Genomic DNA, 18,043 nt, shown 5'->3' on the forward strand with positions numbered 1-18,043 from the left:
TAAAATACGTTTTCTTTATTTTAATTTCTTCCGCAGCAATATTTAAATTTTGGGTGTTAGGAACTCCCTTTTTATTTCATTGTAATATTATCTTTTTTTACTGTGGGTTGCATTGGTTTCAACTCATAAATAACTATTTTTGTTCTTCGTTTTATGAAAGTATCTGCGGTTTTTAGAAACGGGAATCTTTCGAACATTAAACATAAATTACAATGAAAAAAATCCAAATGGTTGACTTAAAAAGTCAATATGAAAAAATAAAAGACGTCGTTAACATTTCTATTCAGGAAGTTTTAGACACTAATACTTATATTAATGGACCTCAGGTTCATGAATTTCAAAAATCATTAGAAGAATATCTTGACGTAAAACACGTAATTCCTTGTGCAAATGGAACCGATGCGTTGCAAATTGCTATGATGGGATTGGATTTAAAGCCAGGTGATGAGGTTATTACTGCCGATTTTACTTTTGCTGCGACAGTGGAAGTTATTGCTTTATTGCAACTGACACCCGTTTTAGTGGATGTGGATTTGTACAATATGAATATTTCCATTGAAGGTATTAAAAAAGCGATTACATCAAAAACAAAAGCGATTGTTCCGGTACATTTGTTTGGTCGTGCCGCCAATATGGAAGCAATTATGGCTATCGCCAAAGAATTTAACTTATACGTTATCGAAGATAATGCGCAAGCGATTGGTGCCAACTGTAAATTTTCGGATGGGACTAAAAAGAAAGCGGGAACGATTGGACATGTAGGAGCGACTTCATTTTTTCCTTCCAAAAATCTAGGATGCTACGGCGATGGTGGAGCGATTTTCACGAATGATGATGCTTTGGCACACAAACTTCGCGGCATTGTAAATCACGGAATGTATGAGCGATACCACCATGATGTTGTAGGTGTAAATTCTCGTTTAGACAGTATTCAAGCTGCAGTTTTGAACGCTAAATTGCCTTTGTTAGATGAATATGGAAGAGCCAGACAAGATGCAGCTAGGAAATATTCGGCTGCTTTTGAAGGACATAAAAATATTGTTGCGCCAAGTATTTGTGATATTTGTGACTGCCACGTTTTTCATCAATATACGTTGCGAATCATAGATGCTGATAGGAATGGTTTGATGCAGCATTTACTGGACAAAGGAATTCCTTGCGCTATTTATTACCCAATTCCGTTGCATTCGCAAAAAGCATACGCGGATTCCCGTTATAAAGAAGAAGATTTTCCGGTAACCAATCAATTAGTGACGGAAGTACTTTCATTGCCAATGCACACTGAATTAGATGACGAGCAAATTAAGTTTATTACGGATTCCGTTTTAGAATATTTAGGATAATTTTAGTAGAGACGAGATGTATCGCATCTTTTTTATAAATGAAAGAACGCAATACATCGCGTTTGTATAAAAATAGAAATCATGAAAATACTAGTTACAGGAGGTTTGGGTTTTATAGGATCTCATACCGTAGTTGAATTGCAAAACGAAGGGTATGAAGTGATAGTTGTAGACAATTTATCAAATACTTCCTTGAGTGTTTTAGATGGAATTCAGAATATTACGGGAAAAGTTCCGGCTTTCGAAAAATTAGATTTGCGTGAAAAAGAAAAAGTGCAGGATTTTTTCAAAAGACATCATGATATTTCAGGTGTCATTCATTTTGCAGCTTCGAAAGCAGTGGGAGAAAGTGTTGAAAATCCGTTGTTGTACTATGAAAATAATATCAATGCCTTGGTTTATGTTTTGCAGGAATTGCAGCAAAAACCGGAAGCAAATTTCATTTTCAGCTCGTCATGTACGGTTTATGGTCAGGCCGAAACCATGCCGATTACTGAAAATGCTTCTATTCAAACGGCAATGTCTCCGTATGGAAACACAAAACAAATAGGAGAGGAGATTATCACTGATACTGCCAAGGTAACTAATATCAATGCTATTTTATTACGTTATTTTAATCCTATCGGTTCACATCCATCCGCTGAAATAGGGGAATTGCCTATTGGAGTTCCTCAGAATTTAGTGCCGTTTATAACACAAACCGGTTATGGATTGCGTAAAGAATTAGCTGTTTATGGAGATGATTACCCTACTCCAGATGGTACAGCAATACGCGATTATATTCACGTAGTCGATTTGGCGAAAGCCCATGTAGTCGCTTTACAACGCTTACTGAACAAAAAAAATACCACTAAAGTAGAAACCTTTAATCTAGGAACCGGAACCGGAAGCTCCGTTTTAGAAGTGATCCATACTTTTGAAAAAGTGAGTGGTAAAAAATTGCCTTATAAAATTGTAGGACGCAGAGAAGGTGATATAACTTCGGCTTACGCCAATACCGATAAAGCGAACGATGTTTTAGGATGGAAAGCGCAATCTACGCTTGAAGAAGCGATGGCGAGTGCTTGGAAATGGGAACAGAAAATTCGTTCGTAGCGATAAACTACATAGTCTCTCTAGAAAACATATTTAAAATCCTGAATTATCACAACGATAATTTGGGATTTTTTCGTTTAAGTTATTTGTTGTAAATTCGTTACACAAAGAAATGAATCATGGATGCTGAAAAAAAGAAATCTGAAAATACGAAAGCCGAAGAGCCTTCAATAGATTACGAAACTTCAAAAATTAAGTTCAAAGGGATTGATAGAGCTACTTTTGATTTTGACGAAGAAGTGAAAAAAGGGTACACTCCCGAGGAAGCAAAAGCGGAATCTATTAGAAGAATTAGAGGATGGTGGGGAAAATAAAAGTTGTTTTCACGCCGCACGTGATTGATTTTTTGGATGACCTAGTTCGTCTTTTGTATAAAAAAGAATATTTTGGGTTTATAGAAACGGCAGAAGAATATGTTTCTAAAATTTATGATTCTGTTCCTGAAAACTTACGATTAAGTACTCACAAACCAACGACACAAAAGCTCCGCTATTTAGGATCACATTACATTTTCTACAAAGCGAATAATCGAACCACTTGGTACATATTCTTTGAAAGACAGGAGTTCGTATTCTTGATTACTGGAATTTTAAATAATCATTGCGATGAGGCTAAAGAATTCTGATTTTTAAATTAAAAATCCTCATAAAAATGTATTTATGAGGATTGTATTTGTTCTCCCTTCGGAAGTTAAGGGATTAAGCATTCGCAGTAACCGCTTCTTTATCAATTTTTCCAATTAGTCCAGCTAATACTTTTCCTGGACCTACTTCCGTAAATAAAGTAGCACCGTCAGCAATCATTTGTTGTACAGATTGTGTCCATTTTACTGGAGCAGTCAATTGAATAATTAAGTTCTTTTTGATTTCGTTTGGATCTGAGACTGCACTTGCTGTTACGTTTTGGTATACCGGACAAATAGGAGTAGAGAACGTAGTCGCTTCAATGGCTGCCGCTAGCTCTTCTCTTGCTGGCTCCATCATTGGAGAGTGAAAAGCACCGCCAACAGGTAACAACAACGCCCGTTTTGCGCCAGCAGCTTTCATTGCTTCACATGCTTTTTCTACTGCTGATGTTTCTCCTGAAATTACTAATTGTCCCGGGCAGTTATAATTTGCAGCTACTACAATTCCGTCAATCGAAGCGCAAACTTCCTCCACAATAGTGTCAGCCAATCCTAAAACGGCAGCCATTGTAGATGGCTTAATTTCGCAGGCTTTTTGCATGGCTAAAGCTCTTTGTGAAACTAATTTTAAACCGTCTTCAAAAGACAAAGCACCATTAGCTACTAAAGCGGAGAATTCACCTAAAGAATGTCCCGCTACCATTTCTGGTTTGAATTCCTCACCTAATGTTTTTGCTAAAATCACTGAATGCAAGAAAACGGCTGGCTGCGTCACTTTGGTTTCTTTCAATTCCTCGGCTGTTCCTTCAAACATGATGTCTGTGATGCGGAAACCTAAAATTTCATTTGCTCTTTCGAACAATTCTTTTGCAAGTGGAGAGTTTTCATATAAATCTTTACCCATTCCTGTAAATTGCGCGCCTTGACCTGGAAATACGTATGCTTTCATGTGTTTACTTTAAAGATTGAAAAAATTTGTAGATTGAAAAGTTAGTTTCAATCGGGATGCAAAAATACTATTTTTTGTGGTATTGCAAATCAGGTTACTCTATTCTTTAAAATTGACGCTTTCTTAAGTGTAACATTTAGCAGTATTAAAGACTAATTAGAAACTATAAAGATTGAATATTATGAAAAAGATTTTCTCCATTGCGTTCTTACTCCTTTTTGGATTTTTACTTTTTTACATCAACCTGCCTGTACTTCATTATGGTTTTACTGGTTTTGCTGTTATTTTTTTACTGTTGGTGATTCTTGGAATTTTGTTTTCAATAGGGCTTTCCGTTTCACAGCAAACCAAACAAGTTAAGATCGTTTCCAAGCCAAATAAGTTTTTGTCTATTCTGGCAGGAATGCTTTTAGTGTATTGTATTGTACTTCCTTTTGTAACTAGTTTAAAAATGTTTAGAAGTAGTTCCTATCAAGAACTAATAGGCGAGGTTAAAAACGGCCAAAAAATCACCAATCATATTGCTCCAATTTCTATTGATAAAATCCGTGTGGTTGATGAGGAATTAGCCCATCTTTTGGGAGAAAAAGTTTTAGGTTCGCAACCTGCTCTAGGAAGTCAAGTAGAATTAGGTGATTTTTGTATTCAAAAAGTAAACAACAATTTGTATTGGGTTGCGCCATTATTGCATTCGGGTTTTTTTAAATGGTTTAAAAACCAAGAAGGAACAGCCGGCTATGTTATGGTTTCTGCAACCAATGAACGGGATGTGAAATTAGTTCAACAAGTGGGTGAGGTAGCAATCAAAATTAAATACCAACCAGGAGCTTATTTTCAAAGTGATATTCACAGACACGTTTATTTTAACGGCAATGCTACTGTTGGTTTGGCTGATTTTAGTTTTGAAATTGATGATGCAGGAAAACCATTTTGGATTGTTACCAAATATGCGAAAAAAATTGGTTTTGCTGGAAAAGAAGCTATTGGAACTATTGTCGTTGATGCACAATCTGGTACTATGAATGAGTATGCTATTGCTGCAACTCCAAAATGGGTGGATCGAATCCAGCCCTTGGAATTTATTGAAGATCAATTGAACGATTGGGGTGAATATGTGCACGGGTATTGGAATTTTTCTAACGCGGACAAACTTCAAATTACAGAAGGTTTGACATTGGTTTACGGAAAGAACGATAAATCGTATTGGTATACTGGATTGACTTCGGTGGGGAAAGATGAGTCGGCAGTGGGTTTTGTACTAGTAGATACCAGAACTAAAGAAACTACCTTTTACAAACAAGGTGGTGCAACTGAATTTGCTGCTCAAAGTTCCGCGCAAGGGAAAGTTCAAGAAAAAGGATACAAGGCTTCTTTGCCTATTCCTTATAATATCAATAACATTCCCACGTATGTGATGACACTGAAAGATGATGGTGGATTGGTTAAAATGTTTGCGATGGTCGCCATTTCAGATTATACGATTGTGGGCGTGGGCAATACAATGCGAGAAACGTTGACTTCGTTTAAAAACGTTTATAATATGTCGGATAATAAAATAAATCCGAATAGTGTTTCCAATAAAAAAATACTTAAATCAGTGGTGACCCGAATTCAGAATGATGTCAAAAATGGGAATAGCTTTTATTATTTCAAGGTGAAAGATTATCCGAATATTTTTGTAGGTTCCTCACAAATATCAAATCAATTGCCAGTAACAATGGTGGGCGATAGTATACAAATTTCCTTTGATGTGGATTTAGAAGAAGTAATAGATGTTTCCAGTTTTGAGAACATCAATCTCAAATCAAGTATGAAATCGAAGTAGTTCAAAAGGGCTTAAAGAATTTTCTTTAAGCCCTTTTTTTATTTTTTAGGTAATACTTTAAATGAGGTGACTTTGAATTTATTATCAACGACTTTACCAACAACTTCCGCTTTTCTAATAGCGGTGCAAAAACCATCACTGGCATGTGCATCTCCGTGGGAATCGATAGAACTTCCGTCAACAAAATAGGATTTTCCGTCCATGCGAACCGCTAATTCACAACCGTGTCCTTCCATTCCAAATTGGCATTGTCCACAAGATGCTTCAACAATTTGAGGTTTTGGTTCTTCTTTTTTATCTTTAACCTGAGCACTTGCAAGTGTTGCAGAAAATAAAATAGCTAAGTATAGTAACTTTTTCATAAATGTTTCAATTTTTACTTTAGCTAAGATACTGGTTTTTTTACATCGAATAATTTTTAAACATGTAAATCCATAATAATCGGGAAAGACGAATATTAATAGAAGCCATGGCAAAAATCACCACGGCAATAATTGGTATGATTCGTAAATCAAAATTTTCAGTAAAGAAAAATTGAGCAATAGTAAACGTAGCAATACTTTGCGCCACTGTCAGACCATAATTCACATACATGGCGCCATAAAAATAGCCAGGTTCTTTCTCGAACTTATTGTTGCAATGCGGGCAATATTCATTCATTTTGGGAAACCCAATGTGTAAGAAAATATTTTTTTCTTTGAAAACTTTCCCTTGAAGACAGTGAGGGCAATCATTATTCAGTATGTGTACGATAGAATTTGACATCGTTATAATTTTTATCAAAGGTATTCTTTATTCATGTCATGAATGTTTTCTATATTCGCTTATAATAGCACAATAAAGACATTTTGAGCAAAATGAAAAAATATCCTATTTATAACATTCAGCGATTTAACTGTAATTCAGTGAATAGTGATTTGTACATTAATACCTTCAAGAATCATTTAATTGATCATAGTTTTGTAGAGGAACCGCACCGACATAATTCCTATGTTCTAGTCTTTTTTACCAAAGGTTCGGGAACACATGAAATTGATTTTGATGTGTTTGCGATTCAGCAGGGTAGTATGTTTTTCCTGCAACCCGGACAAATGCATCATTGGCATTTGTCTGATGATGTGGAAGGATTTGTAATTTTCTATTCACAGGAAATGTATAATCTATATTTTGGACAAAAAACCATTGGGGATTATCCGTTTTATTCTTCCGTGGATAATAAGCCGGAAATGATTTTTGATGCAACCGAATCAAAAGCAATTCTCCCTTATTTTGAAAGTCTGATTGCAGAAACGCAATCGGATCAGCTTTTGAATCAAGATAAAATTATGAACTTATTAGACATTATCCATATTGAAATTGCCAGAAAATATAGTGAAACCCATCTGCACGAAGCACATTCCTACAATGTGAAAATTAAAATGTTTGAAACGGTTTTAGAGAATAATTTTAGAATAGAAAAAGCACCTTCTTTCTATGCATCGCAATTGGCCATAACTTTGAAACACTTGAACAGGATTTGCAATGAAATGCTACAAAAAACCACTACCGAAGTAATTACAGACAGAATCATTCTCGAAGCAAAACGCATGTTGATGGATAAAAAGTTTACTGTCAATGAAATTGCAACGCGATTAGGCTTTGATGATTATTCTTATTTTACACGTTTGTTTAAAAAAAACACTGGAATCACTCCTTCGAACTTTCGCATTTTTAAAAATTAATGGGGATCAATGCCGTTTAATTCATAAGGTTGCCGAGTGGAGCGCAGTCGAGATTCAACAGTTAGTCTCGACTGCGCTCGACTTGACAATACTATCACTATTCAATTATGAATGCACGGTAACCAAACTAGCTGCTTTTTTTGCTTTTTCTACCACTTCTTCAATTGGAGTTTCTAAAGTATCATTGACTAAAGCTACGCCCATTCTTCGGTACGGTCTTGAAGTGGGTTTACCAAAGATTCTGAAATCAGTTCTTGGTAAACTTGCTATTTCCGTTATTCCAGTATAACTAGGGTTTGTGGAGTTTTCCGAGGCTAAAATTACAGCACTCGCACCGTTTTTTTCTAATGTAATTTCGAAAATAGGTAAACTCATAATCGCTCGTAAATGCAACTCAAATTCATTAAAGTTTTGCGTTCCGGCCAAAGTTACCATTCCGGTGTCGTGTGGACGAGGCGATAATTCCGAGAAATAAACACCATCATCAGCCAAGAAAAATTCGACTCCAAAAAGTCCTGCGCCACCCAAAGCTTCGGTTACTTTTTCAGCCATGTCTTGTGCTTCGTATAAATCCTTGTCAGAAATTCTGGCCGGTTGCCAGCTTTCCTGATAATCGCCACGTTCTTGCCTATGACCAATTGGCGGGCAAAATAAAGTAGGATTATTATTTTGAACCACGGTCAATAAAGTAATCTCCGAATTGAATTTGACAAACGCCTCTACAATTACTTCGACCACATCACCACGGGAACCTTCCACGGCATAATTCCATGCTTTTTCGACATCCGCTTCGGTTTTTATGGTGGATTGTCCTTTTCCGGACGAAGACATTAAGGGTTTTACGACGCAAGGCATTCCCACGGCTTCAACACCTTTTTGCAATTCCTTGGCGGTTGTTGCATAGCGGTAATTTGCGGTTTTTAATCCTAATTCTTTAGCAGCTAAATCCCGAATTGCTTTCCTGTTCATGGTAAAGTTTGCCGCTTTCGCAGAGGGAACTACGGTGATTCCTTGTTTTTCATAGTCATAAAAACGCTCGGTGCGGATGGCTTCTATTTCAGGAACAATGAAATCAGGTTGGTGTTTGGCAACGATTTTGTCTAACGCTTCTCCGTCTAACATGTTGATGACTTCAAAACCATGAGCCACTTGCATAGCAGGCGCATTTTCGTAACTGTCAACGGCAATTACGGTTTGCCCGATGCGTTGTGCAGCGATTGTAAATTCTTTTCCTAATTCGCCTGAGCCTAGAAGTAGTATTTTCATTTTTTGAAGTCTTAATTAATATGTAAAAATACTAAATTGCTTTTTTATGACTGCAAATTCGCTACAAACTTTGCCCGAAAGTCAATAGATTATGATCTGGATCTAAAATTGAAAATTCTTTTTGTCCCCAAGGTTTGATTTCTAAAGGACCATTGGGATGAATGATAACACCGTTGTTTAAGAAGTTGCTATAAACAGTTTCGATATCTTGCGTGCGAATGTAAACTCCCGAGTAATTTTCAACAGCATCAAGGGCAGCAAACTCAAAAAAATGAATTTCAATATTGTCTTTTTGCACCATCAAATACGCGTCATAATCTCCATTGCCCCATTCCTGAAAACCTAATTGGTTTATGTAGAAATCCTTTGTAATGGCTTTGTTACTCATGGGTAACTTTGGGTTTATGGCGGTAAACATGATGGTTTGGGTTTTGATTACTTCTATTAATCAAGCTCAATTGCTTCTCTTATAAACTTTGTTCGCAGGAAGGTAGAGCGATAATTTGTTGCTAGAACTTAAAAATCTAAAACGTTTTAAGCAACAAGTAATTTTTTATTTTCAACGGAATCTTTGTCAGACCAAAGAATGAAATTAGCATTTTTAGATTTTAGTGCTTCTAGAAATTCAGTTTTTACCTCTTTGTCAATATCATTGATTATAGCAATAGCTGTTACATTTTTTTTTGTAATTTTTTCTCGAACAGGTTTAATGTCGTCCCATGAAAATAAAAATGTAGGCAAGTTCGATTTGTTAATAGTATTGAAAGATTTAATTACTATTTCCTTATCTCTTAGGGCAATTTGAAAATCAAAATTAAATTCTAATCCAGTCGAACCTTTTGAAATAAAATCAGGCGTAAATATAATATTCTGGGAATCTAAATGATTTCGAACATCTTCCTTAAATATTGATGCAACATTATGGTTTGATAAAACATATAGGTCATTTATCTCAATTATTGCTGAAAGAATATTATGTTTTGATTGTGAAAATTTATCAATATTAGTTTCAATCACCAATTCGTCATTGTCAATTTTCACGCCGTAATTAATTAATATTGAGTCTAATAAGGATTTTCTTCTTTTAGATCCTTGAATTTGTAATCCTTGAATTTCTAAATTAGATATTGTTTCTCCATTATCACTCAATTTTAATAAAGAACCATTTTTTTTAGCGTAAATTTCAATTGTATCGTTAAAAGCACCAATAAAAGGTGTGTTGATTAAAAACCAATCCGTATTAAGGTCTTTTTGGATAAAAGTTTTTTCTCTTAACCAATTATAATAATTGTCGACAGATGTGTTTACCCAATTCAAAGCAGTGCTTGTTGTATATTGATTATGGATTTTAAATTTATCCTTCTAGCAAAGTTAAATATTAAATCCGACAAATCAGATGATTGATTAATTTCTTTAGGTTGAAAATCAATTTCTGTTAACGGAATAGCCCAAGCTAGAGGTTTGTATCCTTCAACATAAATATGCATATGTGGCTCGGTCGGTTGAAACCATTTATCAGCATATGGTTTTAGAAATTCTGGTAATGTATCTTTACTGTTTTCAGGATTATGATGACCTCCTTTAAAATCAATTCTAAGAAGTCCAATATGAGAATTACTTTCTAAATGATGAATTGAAGTTTTAAGGATTATTTTTTGATTTGTAGTTATCTCAATCCAAAAGGCGTAATCAGAATCTTGATTAGAAATTAATTCAATTCTATTTTTTTTGTTTTTTAGATCTATAGTTTGATAAGGATTAACTAAATTTTTTTCTAGATCTAATAAATACTTAGCTTCTTGGTTTGTAAACATTTTCCAAAATATTATTTATGACGATTCATTCCTTAAGTTAATATATAGAAATAATATTACAAAGTTGGTGATTTCTAATGTTTTATTTTTTAGTGATATTTTAGTAAATATTGAGTTATGCTTAAGGTGTTGGGATAGATTCGGTTTGCGTAGGTTCCGCGTGAGGGATTGCAGTGGAAATCCTTTATATTTTTTCTTTAAAAATATAAAGATTGCAACGAAAAGCCCGACCCTTGTGGTCACGCCCAAAAACAACAAAACCCCAAGAAGATCTTGAGGCTTTGTTTGTATAGTATGAGTTAGAATTTTGACTTTCCAACGTTCAACTTTATGACTTTTGACTATAGCGCTACCGCTTCTTTGATTCGGCGTAAGGCTTCAATTAGTAATTCTTCGCTGGTTGCGTAAGAAAAACGGATACAATCTGGATTTCCAAAAGCGTCACCGGTTACGGTTGCTACATTGGCTTCGCCCAAAAGGTACATAGAGAAATCATTGGCATCTTTGATAAACGTTCCTTTCAATGTTTTTCCGAAGAAAGAGGACACGTCTGGGAACACATAAAAAGCGCCTTCTGGAACGTTGATTTTTACTCCTGGAATTTCTTTTAATAATCCTACGACTAAATCTCTACGGCTATGGAAAGCGTCGACCATGTGTTTTAGAACACTTGGATCAGCATCCAAAGCGGTAATAGTAGCACGTTGTGCGATAGAATTTGCTCCTGAAGTTACTTGACCTTGAATTTTGGTACACGCTTTTGCAATGAATTCTGGTCCGCCAATATAACCGATTCTCCATCCGGTCATGGCGAAAGCTTTGGCAACTCCATTTACGGTGATTGTTCTTTCTAACATTCCCGGGATAGATGCAATACTGCAAAAAGTCCCTGAGAAATTGATGTGTTCGTAGATTTCATCAGCAACTACATAAACGTTTGGATATTTCTCCAACACTTTAGCAAGAGCCGTTAATTCTTCTCTATTATAAACAGATCCACTTGGATTACAAGGAGAACTGAACCACATCATTTTTGTTTTTGGTGTGATGGCTGCTTCTAATTGTTCTGGTGTGATTTTGAAGTCAGTATCTACAGAAGTAGGAACTTCTACAGGAACGCCACCGGATAATTTTACAATTTCGAAATACGAAACCCAATATGGTGCTGGTAAAATTACTTCATCACCATCGTTTAACATTACTTGTGCAATGTTGTATAAGGATTGTTTTGCTCCTGTTGAAACTACAATTTGAGATGGTTTGTACTCTAAATCATTGTCTCTTTTGAATTTTCTACAGATGGCTTCTTTTAATTCTAAATAGCCTTCTACTGGAGAATACGTACTGTAATTTTCGTCAATCGCTTTTTTAGCCGCTTCTTTGATGAAGTCTGGCGTATTGAAATCAGGTTCGCCTAAACTTAAACTGATGATGTCTTTTCCTTGTGATTTTAATTCTCTGGCCAAAGCTGCCATCGCTAAGGTTTGAGACGTAGATAAATTGTTTATTCTATCGGATAATGGATTCATTGTAATAGGTTGTAGTTAGTTTATTTATTAGTTAAAGAGGTACTGCAGCACATCTTTAGGTTATTATGATTAGGTAAGTTCCGGTTTCATTCCCAACTCTTTCAAATGTTTGAAATGAGCAATAACGGCACTTCGCATTGTTTTGTATTCGTAATAAGGTAAGTTGCATTCTTGAGCCGTTTCTTTAACGATACTGGCAATTTTACCATAATGTACGTGACTGATATTTGGGAAAATATGGTGCTCGATCTGGTGATTCAATCCGCCAGTGTACCAGTTTATGATAGCGTTTTTAGGTGCAAAATTCGTAGTGGTAAACAATTGGTGTATCGCCCAAGTATTGTCCATTTCGCCTAATTCATTTGGAGATGGATTGGTTGTTTCTTCTACAACGTGTGCCAATTGGAATACAACACTCAGAATTAGTCCTGCAGTGTAATGCATTACGAAAAAGCCTATTAATACTTTCCACCATGTGATTCCAATAACGATTGGTAAAACAATCCAGATAGAAACGTAGATTACTTTTGTAATGATTAAAGTCGTCCAAAGTACTTTCGGACTTTTTAATTCTCCGTACGATAATTTTCTTTTTATATAGTTACGCATCTGTTTAAAATCAGTTGTGATTGCCCAGTTGAAGGTTAGCAATCCATAAAGAAAAACAGAATAATATTGTTGAAAACGGTGAAAATTGTACCATTTTGCATCTTTTGTAAAGCGAATAACACGTCCTGCGTCTAAGTCCTCATCGTGACCAGGAATGTTTGTATAGGTATGATGCAAAACATTGTGTTGTACTTGCCAGTTGTGCACATTTCCTGCCAAAACATAAATGGTTCCACCCATGAATTTGTTCACCCAAGTTTTATTAGAATACGATCCGTGGTTCCCATCGTGCATCACATTCATTCCTACTCCGGCCATTCCAATTCCCATAACGATGGTCAATAACAAATGTGCCCAAAATGGCATACCAAGTGTTAGAATTAAAAAATAGGGCGCAAGAAAAACGGAGAAGAGAATTATAGTTTTCAGATATAGTTTCCAATTTCCCGTTTTTTGTATGTTGTTTTCTTTGAAGTAATTGTTAACCCGTGAGTTAAGTGTTCTAAAAAACTTTAAGCTGTCTTGCTTCGCAAATGTTGGCGCATTATTATTCATATATTTTCAATAAAGTTCAAAGGTAATTATTATAAATTTTTCGATATACAAAATTGAGATAAATATTTTAACTCTAAAGTATTACTTTTGTTAAAAAAAATAATAGATGGACGAGATTCTTAAGTATTTTCCTAATTTAACTGATATTCAGAAAGAACAGTTCGAAAAGCTGGATTTTTTATACCATGATTGGAACGAAAAAATCAATGTTATTTCGAGAAAAGATATTGATGCTTTGTACACCAAACATATTCTGCATTCGTTGGGAATTGCCAAAATTATAAATTTTGAACCTGGAACGTATGTTTTAGATGTAGGAACCGGTGGTGGTTTTCCAGGAATTCCGTTGGCGATTCTTTTTCCAGAAACCCGTTTTCATTTGATTGATATTATTGCCAAAAAAATAAAAGTGGTTCAGGCGGTTGCCGAAGGTTTAGAATTGAAAAATGTAAAAGCAGAACAATTACGCGCCGAAAATGTGAAAGGGGATTTCGATTTTATCGTGAGTCGTGCCGTAACCAATATGCCGGATTTTGTTTCTTGGGTGAAAACCAAAATCAAAAAGAACAACAAACACGAATTAAAAAACGGAATTCTCTATCTAAAAGGAGGAGACTTAACCGAAGAGTTGAAGGATTTTCCAAAAGCTACGGAATATAACTTAGCTGATTTTTTCGAAGATGAATTTTTTGAAACGAAGAAAGTAGTGCATGTGCCGTTGAAGTTTCAATTGTAGTCATAAGTCATTACACCGAACGAAGCAATCACATTTGTTGCTCTCGTTATCCGATTGTTTCATTCAGTACAATGATATTCAAAAACAAAACCCACAAGATTTCAAACGAATTTGAATCTTGTGGGTTTTTATTTTAGTTCCCCCTTCGGGGGTTAGGGGGATTTACTCTCCTAAAAACGGGTATCTGTAATCAACTGGAGTTACAAAAGTTTCTTTGATTGTTCTTGCTGATGTCCAACGCAATAAGTTTTGCATAGATCCTGCTTTGTCATTGGTTCCTGATCCTCTTGCTCCACCAAAGGGTTGCATTCCTACAACCGCTCCTGTAGGTTTGTCATTGATATAGAAGTTACCAGCTGCGTTTTGCAACGCAATAGTAGCCTCTTCAATTGCATAACGATCTTGGCTAAATACCGCACCTGTTAAAGCGTACTCAGAAGTAGTATCAACTAACTTTAGAGTCTCATGCCATTTTGCATCTTCGTATACATAAATAGTAACTACAGGTCCGAATAATTCGGTTTCCATTGTAGTGTATTTTGGGTTTGTAGTTAAGATAACTGTTGGTTCTATGAAATATCCTTTTGATTTATCATAGTTTCCACCAATGATAACTTCGGCATCAGTATCTTTTTTAGCTTGATCAATAAAACGAGCTAATTTATCGAAGGAAGTTTCAGAAATAACAGCAGTAATAAAGTTACTCATGTCTTCTGGCGATCCCATTTTCATTGATTTTAAATCGGCTTCTAATTCTGCTTTTACTGCAGGCCACAAACTTTGTGGAACATAAACACGAGAAGCAGCGCTACATTTTTGACCTTGGTACTCAAAAGCACCACGAGCAATTCCTGTACTTACTTGTTTTGAATTAGCAGATGGGTGTGCAATGATAAAATCTTTTCCACCTGTTTCTCCTACAATTCTTGGGTACGTTTTGTACTTGCTGATGTTGGTTCCAATTTTTGCCCAAATGTCATTAAAAACGCCAGTAGATCCTGTGAAGTGTACTCCTGCAAAATCTGGGCTAGCTAATAAGGTTTCAGTGATCATTCCAGAGTCGCCCATAACCATATTAATTACTCCATTAGGTAATCCTGCTTCTTTAAAAATTTGCATCAATAAATTTGCAGAGTATACTTGTGTTGCTGCTGGTTTCCAGACTACTACATTCCCCATTAAGGCAGCGCTGGTAGGTAAGTTTCCTGCGATGGCAGTAAAGTTGAAGGGCGTAATCGCATAAACAAATCCTTCAAGAGGTCTGTATTCTACGCGGTTCCACATGTCTGAAGTAGACTTAGGTTGCTCGCTGTAGATTTGCGTCATGTATTGTACGTTGAAACGTAAAAAGTCAATTAACTCACAAGAAGCATCAATCTCTGCTTGATATACCGTTTTGGATTGCGCAATCATGGTTGCAACATTAATTTTTGCTCTGTAGGGTCCTGCTAATAATTCAGCTGCTTTTAGGAAAATTCCAGCACGTTGTTCCCATGCCATATTTGCCCAAGCGGTTTTAGCTTGAAGTGCCGTTGCAATCGCGTCTTCAATATGTGATTTTTGAGCTTGGTGGTAGGTTCCAACGATGTGTTTATGATCGTGTGGTGCTGACATTGTTTTAGTATCTCCTGTTCTAACTTCTTGGTTTCCGATATAAAGAGGAACGTCAATTTTAGAATTCCACATTGCTGCGTAGGCCGCATCAACTGCTGCTCTTTCGGGAGAGTTCAGTGCGTAGCTCTTTACAGGCTCGTTTACTGCTTTTGGTACGTGAAAAAATCCTTTTAACATATTTTTAAAATTATAAAATTAGAAAATGGGTGTTGTGTCTTTGTAACTAAAGCACAAAAGTACGAAGGTTTCTTTAAAGAAATGATATTTTCGAGCTAAACTAAAGGCGATAAAAAGGAATAGTCGTGTGGTAGCCCTGATAACAATGGAAAGCTTTTTGTGGTCTCATTATATTTTTTCTTGTGAAATAAGAGCGACTTTAGAAGCTCCTTATTTTACTTAGAAAAAAATAAAGGAGAGTACAAAAACTTGAAATGGATAGCAGGATAGGCTCAAAAGGAAACTATTAAAAAGCTAGTTTAACGCGAATGGTGCGCACAACCTGAAAGTAGGTACAATCACTTTGAAGTTTCTTGTTGTGGTAAAATTAATCATATTAAAATGGCCTTTCATAGCGCCATAAGGGGATGATAGTAAACAACCAGAACTGTATGTATGCAATTCTCCTGGTTTTAATACTGGTTTTTTGCCAATTACTCCCTCGCCATCGACCATTTCTATTTCATTTAAAGAATCGAAAATTTCCCAATGACGTGAAATTAATTGAACAGAATCCTTACTGTGATTTTCAATTGTGATGACGTAACTAAAGGCAAAGTGAATCTTGTAGTTCTTGAAGTAGGTGCCTTCAAAACTAGTCAATACCGATATTTTTATGCCTCTTGTTATTTGAGAAACCATATTATGTGGATGAAGGGGTGTTTAATAAGGTCAAATTTACAAAAAATTGATTTCGTTTTACAAAAATTAAATAAGTTTTTTTAGTTAATTATATTTAAAGAATTTGCCATTCCTCTGCCTACAATTCGGTCGTAACGATCAATGCTTTCTCTGTAATAAACTAGAATAGTGTAGTCGTTTTCAGTCTGATAAAAATTGCCATCAATTGCATTTTCAGAATCAATAACTCCTTTGTCATCAGCAACTACATACTGGAAGTTTGTGAACCCCTGTTTGATTAAAATTGCCTTTTCATAAATTCCTTTTTGCGGATTATAATCCATTTTGTAGGCGGGAGTATTATTGTAATTATTGAACATTCCAGTGACATAAATGTTTTTATTTAATCTGAAAGTAGGAGCCGAAAGACTGAAATAAACCCAAGCATAATCCGCTTCTATTTCACTGTTAGCCGCATTTATATTTTTGACGACAAAGTCGCCATTGACATCTTGGGTAAATACATACGGAAAATTAGTTCTGGCCGCGCTAGTGTATAAATGGGATCCATAGATTGCAGTATTAGAATCGATGCGAGCGACATTATTACTGGCAGCTCTGATTTCTTTATTTTCGAAAAATAAAAATTCGTTTCCAGCCCAAAACTGAGTTTCAGAATCGTATTTGTAAATCAAATCATTTCCAATGGTATATTGTGGAATTATATTTTTTATAGGACTATTCAGTTGGCCGTTTTGAAGTAAAAGGACTTTTACATTTCGTAACGGATTTTGAAAAGTAATGGTGTTGGATCTAATGGTAAAATCTAAATTTTGTTTGGATTCAATATTACTAACTGTTCGTGCTCGTTTTACTTGGATGGGAACGGTAACTAGATCTTCATAAAGAATGAATTTTCTAGAGAACACAACTTCTCTATTTTCATCTAAAATTTTAAGCATGTAATTTCCGCTGATTTTTAACTGTTGGGTAAACTGATTGGGAATTGCTAATTTGTAATGGGAATAGATTTGTAAGGTATTAAAGGAGTTGGTGTAATCTTGAATTCTTTGGTTGTCAAACCCTTCTAAATATTCATTTTTAGGTATTTCGGTAGGATTCCAGTTGTAATTGTAATGAATAATTTCGTAGTAATAATTAGCTTCATTGCCAAAAAGATCATCAAATTGCAATTGAAATCCTTCTCCTAATTTTACAATTGGTATTATATTTTTATCATTTTGTACAAATGAGATGGTTTTAATATTAAAGGGAGGTGCCACTTCTTTTTCTGCTTGCGCAAAAGCGGTACGGGTCAGAAATACAACAGAAAAAAGGAGTACTTTTTTGAAAAAGAATTGTGTCATTTTGCAGTGCTTAAGATTCGGTAAATATAAGGAATACTCCTGTTTTTAATTTATTTATTTATTTTCAAAAAAGTTATTTTTCGTGTGTAATTTCTGTTAATTAAAATACAATATTGTTAGATATTAAGAGTAATCGTATTATTTTTACTTCAAACAAA

The 18,043-nt window shown here is 35.2% G+C and carries 19 protein-coding genes; 7 read left to right on the forward strand and 12 right to left on the reverse strand.

The features are described from left to right. Nucleotides 1-212 precede the first annotated feature (212 nt). The 4 genes from BUC11_RS03225 (at nt 213) to BUC11_RS03240 (ending at nt 3,063) form a co-directional block, all read left to right on the forward strand. Complete coding sequence (locus BUC11_RS03225) at nt 213-1,343, forward strand: DegT/DnrJ/EryC1/StrS family aminotransferase (protein ID WP_073351858.1); 1,131 nt, start codon at nt 213-215, stop codon at nt 1,341-1,343. An 81-nt stretch (nt 1,344-1,424) separates the two neighbouring features. Continuing rightward, entirely contained in the window at nt 1,425-2,438 is a 1,014-nt protein-coding gene (gene galE / locus BUC11_RS03230; protein WP_073351860.1) for a UDP-glucose 4-epimerase GalE, read from the forward strand. Between the two features lie 119 nt (nt 2,439-2,557). Then, entirely contained in the window at nt 2,558-2,752 is a 195-nt protein-coding gene (locus tag BUC11_RS03235; RefSeq protein ID WP_073351862.1) for a hypothetical protein, read from the forward strand. Beyond that, a complete protein-coding gene (locus BUC11_RS03240; RefSeq protein ID WP_073351863.1) occupies nt 2,737-3,063 on the forward strand; it encodes a hypothetical protein in 327 nt (108 codons plus the stop codon). The genes BUC11_RS03235 and BUC11_RS03240 overlap by 16 nt, the downstream gene beginning before the upstream one ends. A 73-nt stretch (nt 3,064-3,136) precedes the next feature. On the opposite strand, the gene fabD is transcribed toward BUC11_RS03240, so the two are convergent. Beyond that, nucleotides 3,137-4,012 (reverse strand): ACP S-malonyltransferase, encoded by an 876-nt coding sequence (gene fabD / locus BUC11_RS03245; RefSeq protein WP_073351866.1) that lies wholly within the window; start codon nt 4,010-4,012, stop codon nt 3,137-3,139. 181 nt (nt 4,013-4,193) lie between these two features. On the opposite strand from fabD, the gene BUC11_RS03250 reads away from it, so the two are divergent. Continuing rightward, nucleotides 4,194-5,837 (forward strand): hypothetical protein, encoded by a 1,644-nt coding sequence (locus tag BUC11_RS03250; protein ID WP_084129494.1) that lies wholly within the window; start codon nt 4,194-4,196, stop codon nt 5,835-5,837. Nucleotides 5,838-5,875: 38 nt separating this feature from the next. On the opposite strand, the gene BUC11_RS03255 is transcribed toward BUC11_RS03250, so the two are convergent. Further along, complete coding sequence (locus BUC11_RS03255) at nt 5,876-6,199, reverse strand: DUF6370 family protein (protein WP_073351867.1); 324 nt, start codon at nt 6,197-6,199, stop codon at nt 5,876-5,878. Between the two features lie 40 nt (nt 6,200-6,239). Beyond that, on the reverse strand, nt 6,240-6,602 hold the full coding sequence (locus tag BUC11_RS03260; protein ID WP_073351869.1) for a DUF983 domain-containing protein: 363 nt from the start codon (nt 6,600-6,602) through the stop codon (nt 6,240-6,242). A 92-nt stretch (nt 6,603-6,694) separates the two neighbouring features. Between BUC11_RS03260 and BUC11_RS03265 the strand changes: the two genes are divergently transcribed. Continuing rightward, a complete protein-coding gene (locus BUC11_RS03265) occupies nt 6,695-7,558 on the forward strand; it encodes an AraC family transcriptional regulator (protein WP_073351871.1) in 864 nt (287 codons plus the stop codon). A 105-nt stretch (nt 7,559-7,663) separates the two neighbouring features. On the opposite strand, the gene purT is transcribed toward BUC11_RS03265, so the two are convergent. From purT to BUC11_RS03295, 6 genes are all read right to left on the reverse strand, one after another. Continuing rightward, complete coding sequence (gene purT, locus BUC11_RS03270) at nt 7,664-8,824, reverse strand: formate-dependent phosphoribosylglycinamide formyltransferase (RefSeq protein ID WP_073351872.1); 1,161 nt, start codon at nt 8,822-8,824, stop codon at nt 7,664-7,666. Nucleotides 8,825-8,885: 61 nt separating this feature from the next. Continuing rightward, complete coding sequence (locus BUC11_RS03275; RefSeq protein ID WP_073351874.1) at nt 8,886-9,242, reverse strand: bleomycin resistance protein; 357 nt, start codon at nt 9,240-9,242, stop codon at nt 8,886-8,888. Between the two features lie 116 nt (nt 9,243-9,358). Further along, nucleotides 9,359-10,141 carry a DUF1828 domain-containing protein gene (locus BUC11_RS03280; RefSeq protein ID WP_073351875.1) on the reverse strand — a complete coding sequence of 261 codons (783 nt, stop codon included), beginning with the start codon at nt 10,139-10,141 and terminating at the stop codon, nt 9,359-9,361. Continuing rightward, nucleotides 10,138-10,638, reverse strand: a complete 501-nt coding sequence (locus BUC11_RS03285) for a DUF6978 family protein (RefSeq protein ID WP_073351876.1) — start codon at nt 10,636-10,638, stop codon at nt 10,138-10,140. Before BUC11_RS03285 ends, BUC11_RS03280 begins: the two co-directional genes overlap by 4 nt. Nucleotides 10,639-10,979: 341 nt before the next feature. After that, nucleotides 10,980-12,167, reverse strand: a complete 1,188-nt coding sequence (locus tag BUC11_RS03290) for a pyridoxal phosphate-dependent aminotransferase (protein ID WP_073351877.1) — start codon at nt 12,165-12,167, stop codon at nt 10,980-10,982. A gap of 69 nt (nt 12,168-12,236) precedes the next feature. Next, complete coding sequence (locus BUC11_RS03295) at nt 12,237-13,331, reverse strand: fatty acid desaturase family protein (protein WP_073351878.1); 1,095 nt, start codon at nt 13,329-13,331, stop codon at nt 12,237-12,239. Between the two features lie 106 nt (nt 13,332-13,437). Here BUC11_RS03295 and rsmG point away from each other — a divergent pair, with 106 nt between their 5' ends. Further along, nucleotides 13,438-14,067: a 16S rRNA (guanine(527)-N(7))-methyltransferase RsmG gene (gene rsmG / locus BUC11_RS03300; RefSeq protein WP_073351879.1), complete on the forward strand. Its 630-nt coding sequence runs from the start codon at nt 13,438-13,440 to the stop codon at nt 14,065-14,067. A 162-nt stretch (nt 14,068-14,229) separates the two neighbouring features. Here rsmG and pruA read toward each other — a convergent pair whose 3' ends face one another. The 3 genes from pruA to BUC11_RS03315 all read right to left on the reverse strand — a co-directional run bounded on the left by pruA (nt 14,230) and on the right by BUC11_RS03315 (nt 17,885). Then, nucleotides 14,230-15,858 (reverse strand): L-glutamate gamma-semialdehyde dehydrogenase, encoded by a 1,629-nt coding sequence (gene pruA, locus BUC11_RS03305; RefSeq protein ID WP_073351880.1) that lies wholly within the window; start codon nt 15,856-15,858, stop codon nt 14,230-14,232. A 294-nt stretch (nt 15,859-16,152) separates the two neighbouring features. Next, nucleotides 16,153-16,539, reverse strand: a complete 387-nt coding sequence (gene apaG / locus BUC11_RS03310) for a Co2+/Mg2+ efflux protein ApaG (protein ID WP_073351881.1) — start codon at nt 16,537-16,539, stop codon at nt 16,153-16,155. A gap of 80 nt (nt 16,540-16,619) precedes the next feature. Next, nucleotides 16,620-17,885, reverse strand: coding sequence for a type IX secretion system plug protein (locus BUC11_RS03315; RefSeq protein WP_073351882.1), 1,266 nt, complete (start codon nt 17,883-17,885; stop codon nt 16,620-16,622). Nucleotides 17,886-18,043 lie beyond the last annotated feature (158 nt).

The organism is Flavobacterium xanthum (assembly GCF_900142695.1).
GTDB lineage: Bacteria > Bacteroidota > Bacteroidia > Flavobacteriales > Flavobacteriaceae > Flavobacterium > Flavobacterium xanthum.

Excerpts from the sequence above, each read along its gene's own strand:
- BUC11_RS03225 (WP_073351858.1), top strand. The coding sequence starts at position 213 with ATGAAAAAAATCCAAATGGTTGACTTAAAAAGTCAATATGAAAAAATA.
- galE (WP_073351860.1), top strand. The coding sequence starts at position 1,425 with ATGAAAATACTAGTTACAGGAGGTTTGGGTTTTATAGGATCTCATACC.
- BUC11_RS03235 (WP_073351862.1), top strand. The coding sequence starts at position 2,558 with ATGGATGCTGAAAAAAAGAAATCTGAAAATACGAAAGCCGAAGAGCCT.
- BUC11_RS03240 (WP_073351863.1), top strand. The coding sequence starts at position 2,737 with ATGGTGGGGAAAATAAAAGTTGTTTTCACGCCGCACGTGATTGATTTT.
- fabD (WP_073351866.1), bottom strand. The coding sequence starts at position 4,012 with ATGAAAGCATACGTATTTCCAGGTCAAGGCGCGCAATTTACAGGAATG.
- BUC11_RS03250 (WP_084129494.1), top strand. The coding sequence starts at position 4,194 with ATGAAAAAGATTTTCTCCATTGCGTTCTTACTCCTTTTTGGATTTTTA.
- BUC11_RS03255 (WP_073351867.1), bottom strand. The coding sequence starts at position 6,199 with ATGAAAAAGTTACTATACTTAGCTATTTTATTTTCTGCAACACTTGCA.
- BUC11_RS03260 (WP_073351869.1), bottom strand. The coding sequence starts at position 6,602 with ATGTCAAATTCTATCGTACACATACTGAATAATGATTGCCCTCACTGT.
- BUC11_RS03265 (WP_073351871.1), top strand. The coding sequence starts at position 6,695 with ATGAAAAAATATCCTATTTATAACATTCAGCGATTTAACTGTAATTCA.
- purT (WP_073351872.1), bottom strand. The coding sequence starts at position 8,824 with ATGAAAATACTACTTCTAGGCTCAGGCGAATTAGGAAAAGAATTTACA.
- BUC11_RS03275 (WP_073351874.1), bottom strand. The coding sequence starts at position 9,242 with ATGTTTACCGCCATAAACCCAAAGTTACCCATGAGTAACAAAGCCATT.
- BUC11_RS03285 (WP_073351876.1), bottom strand. The coding sequence starts at position 10,638 with ATGTTTACAAACCAAGAAGCTAAGTATTTATTAGATCTAGAAAAAAAT.
- BUC11_RS03290 (WP_073351877.1), bottom strand. The coding sequence starts at position 12,167 with ATGAATCCATTATCCGATAGAATAAACAATTTATCTACGTCTCAAACC.
- BUC11_RS03295 (WP_073351878.1), bottom strand. The coding sequence starts at position 13,331 with ATGAATAATAATGCGCCAACATTTGCGAAGCAAGACAGCTTAAAGTTT.
- rsmG (WP_073351879.1), top strand. The coding sequence starts at position 13,438 with ATGGACGAGATTCTTAAGTATTTTCCTAATTTAACTGATATTCAGAAA.
- pruA (WP_073351880.1), bottom strand. The coding sequence starts at position 15,858 with ATGTTAAAAGGATTTTTTCACGTACCAAAAGCAGTAAACGAGCCTGTA.
- apaG (WP_073351881.1), bottom strand. The coding sequence starts at position 16,539 with ATGGTTTCTCAAATAACAAGAGGCATAAAAATATCGGTATTGACTAGT.
- BUC11_RS03315 (WP_073351882.1), bottom strand. The coding sequence starts at position 17,885 with ATGACACAATTCTTTTTCAAAAAAGTACTCCTTTTTTCTGTTGTATTT.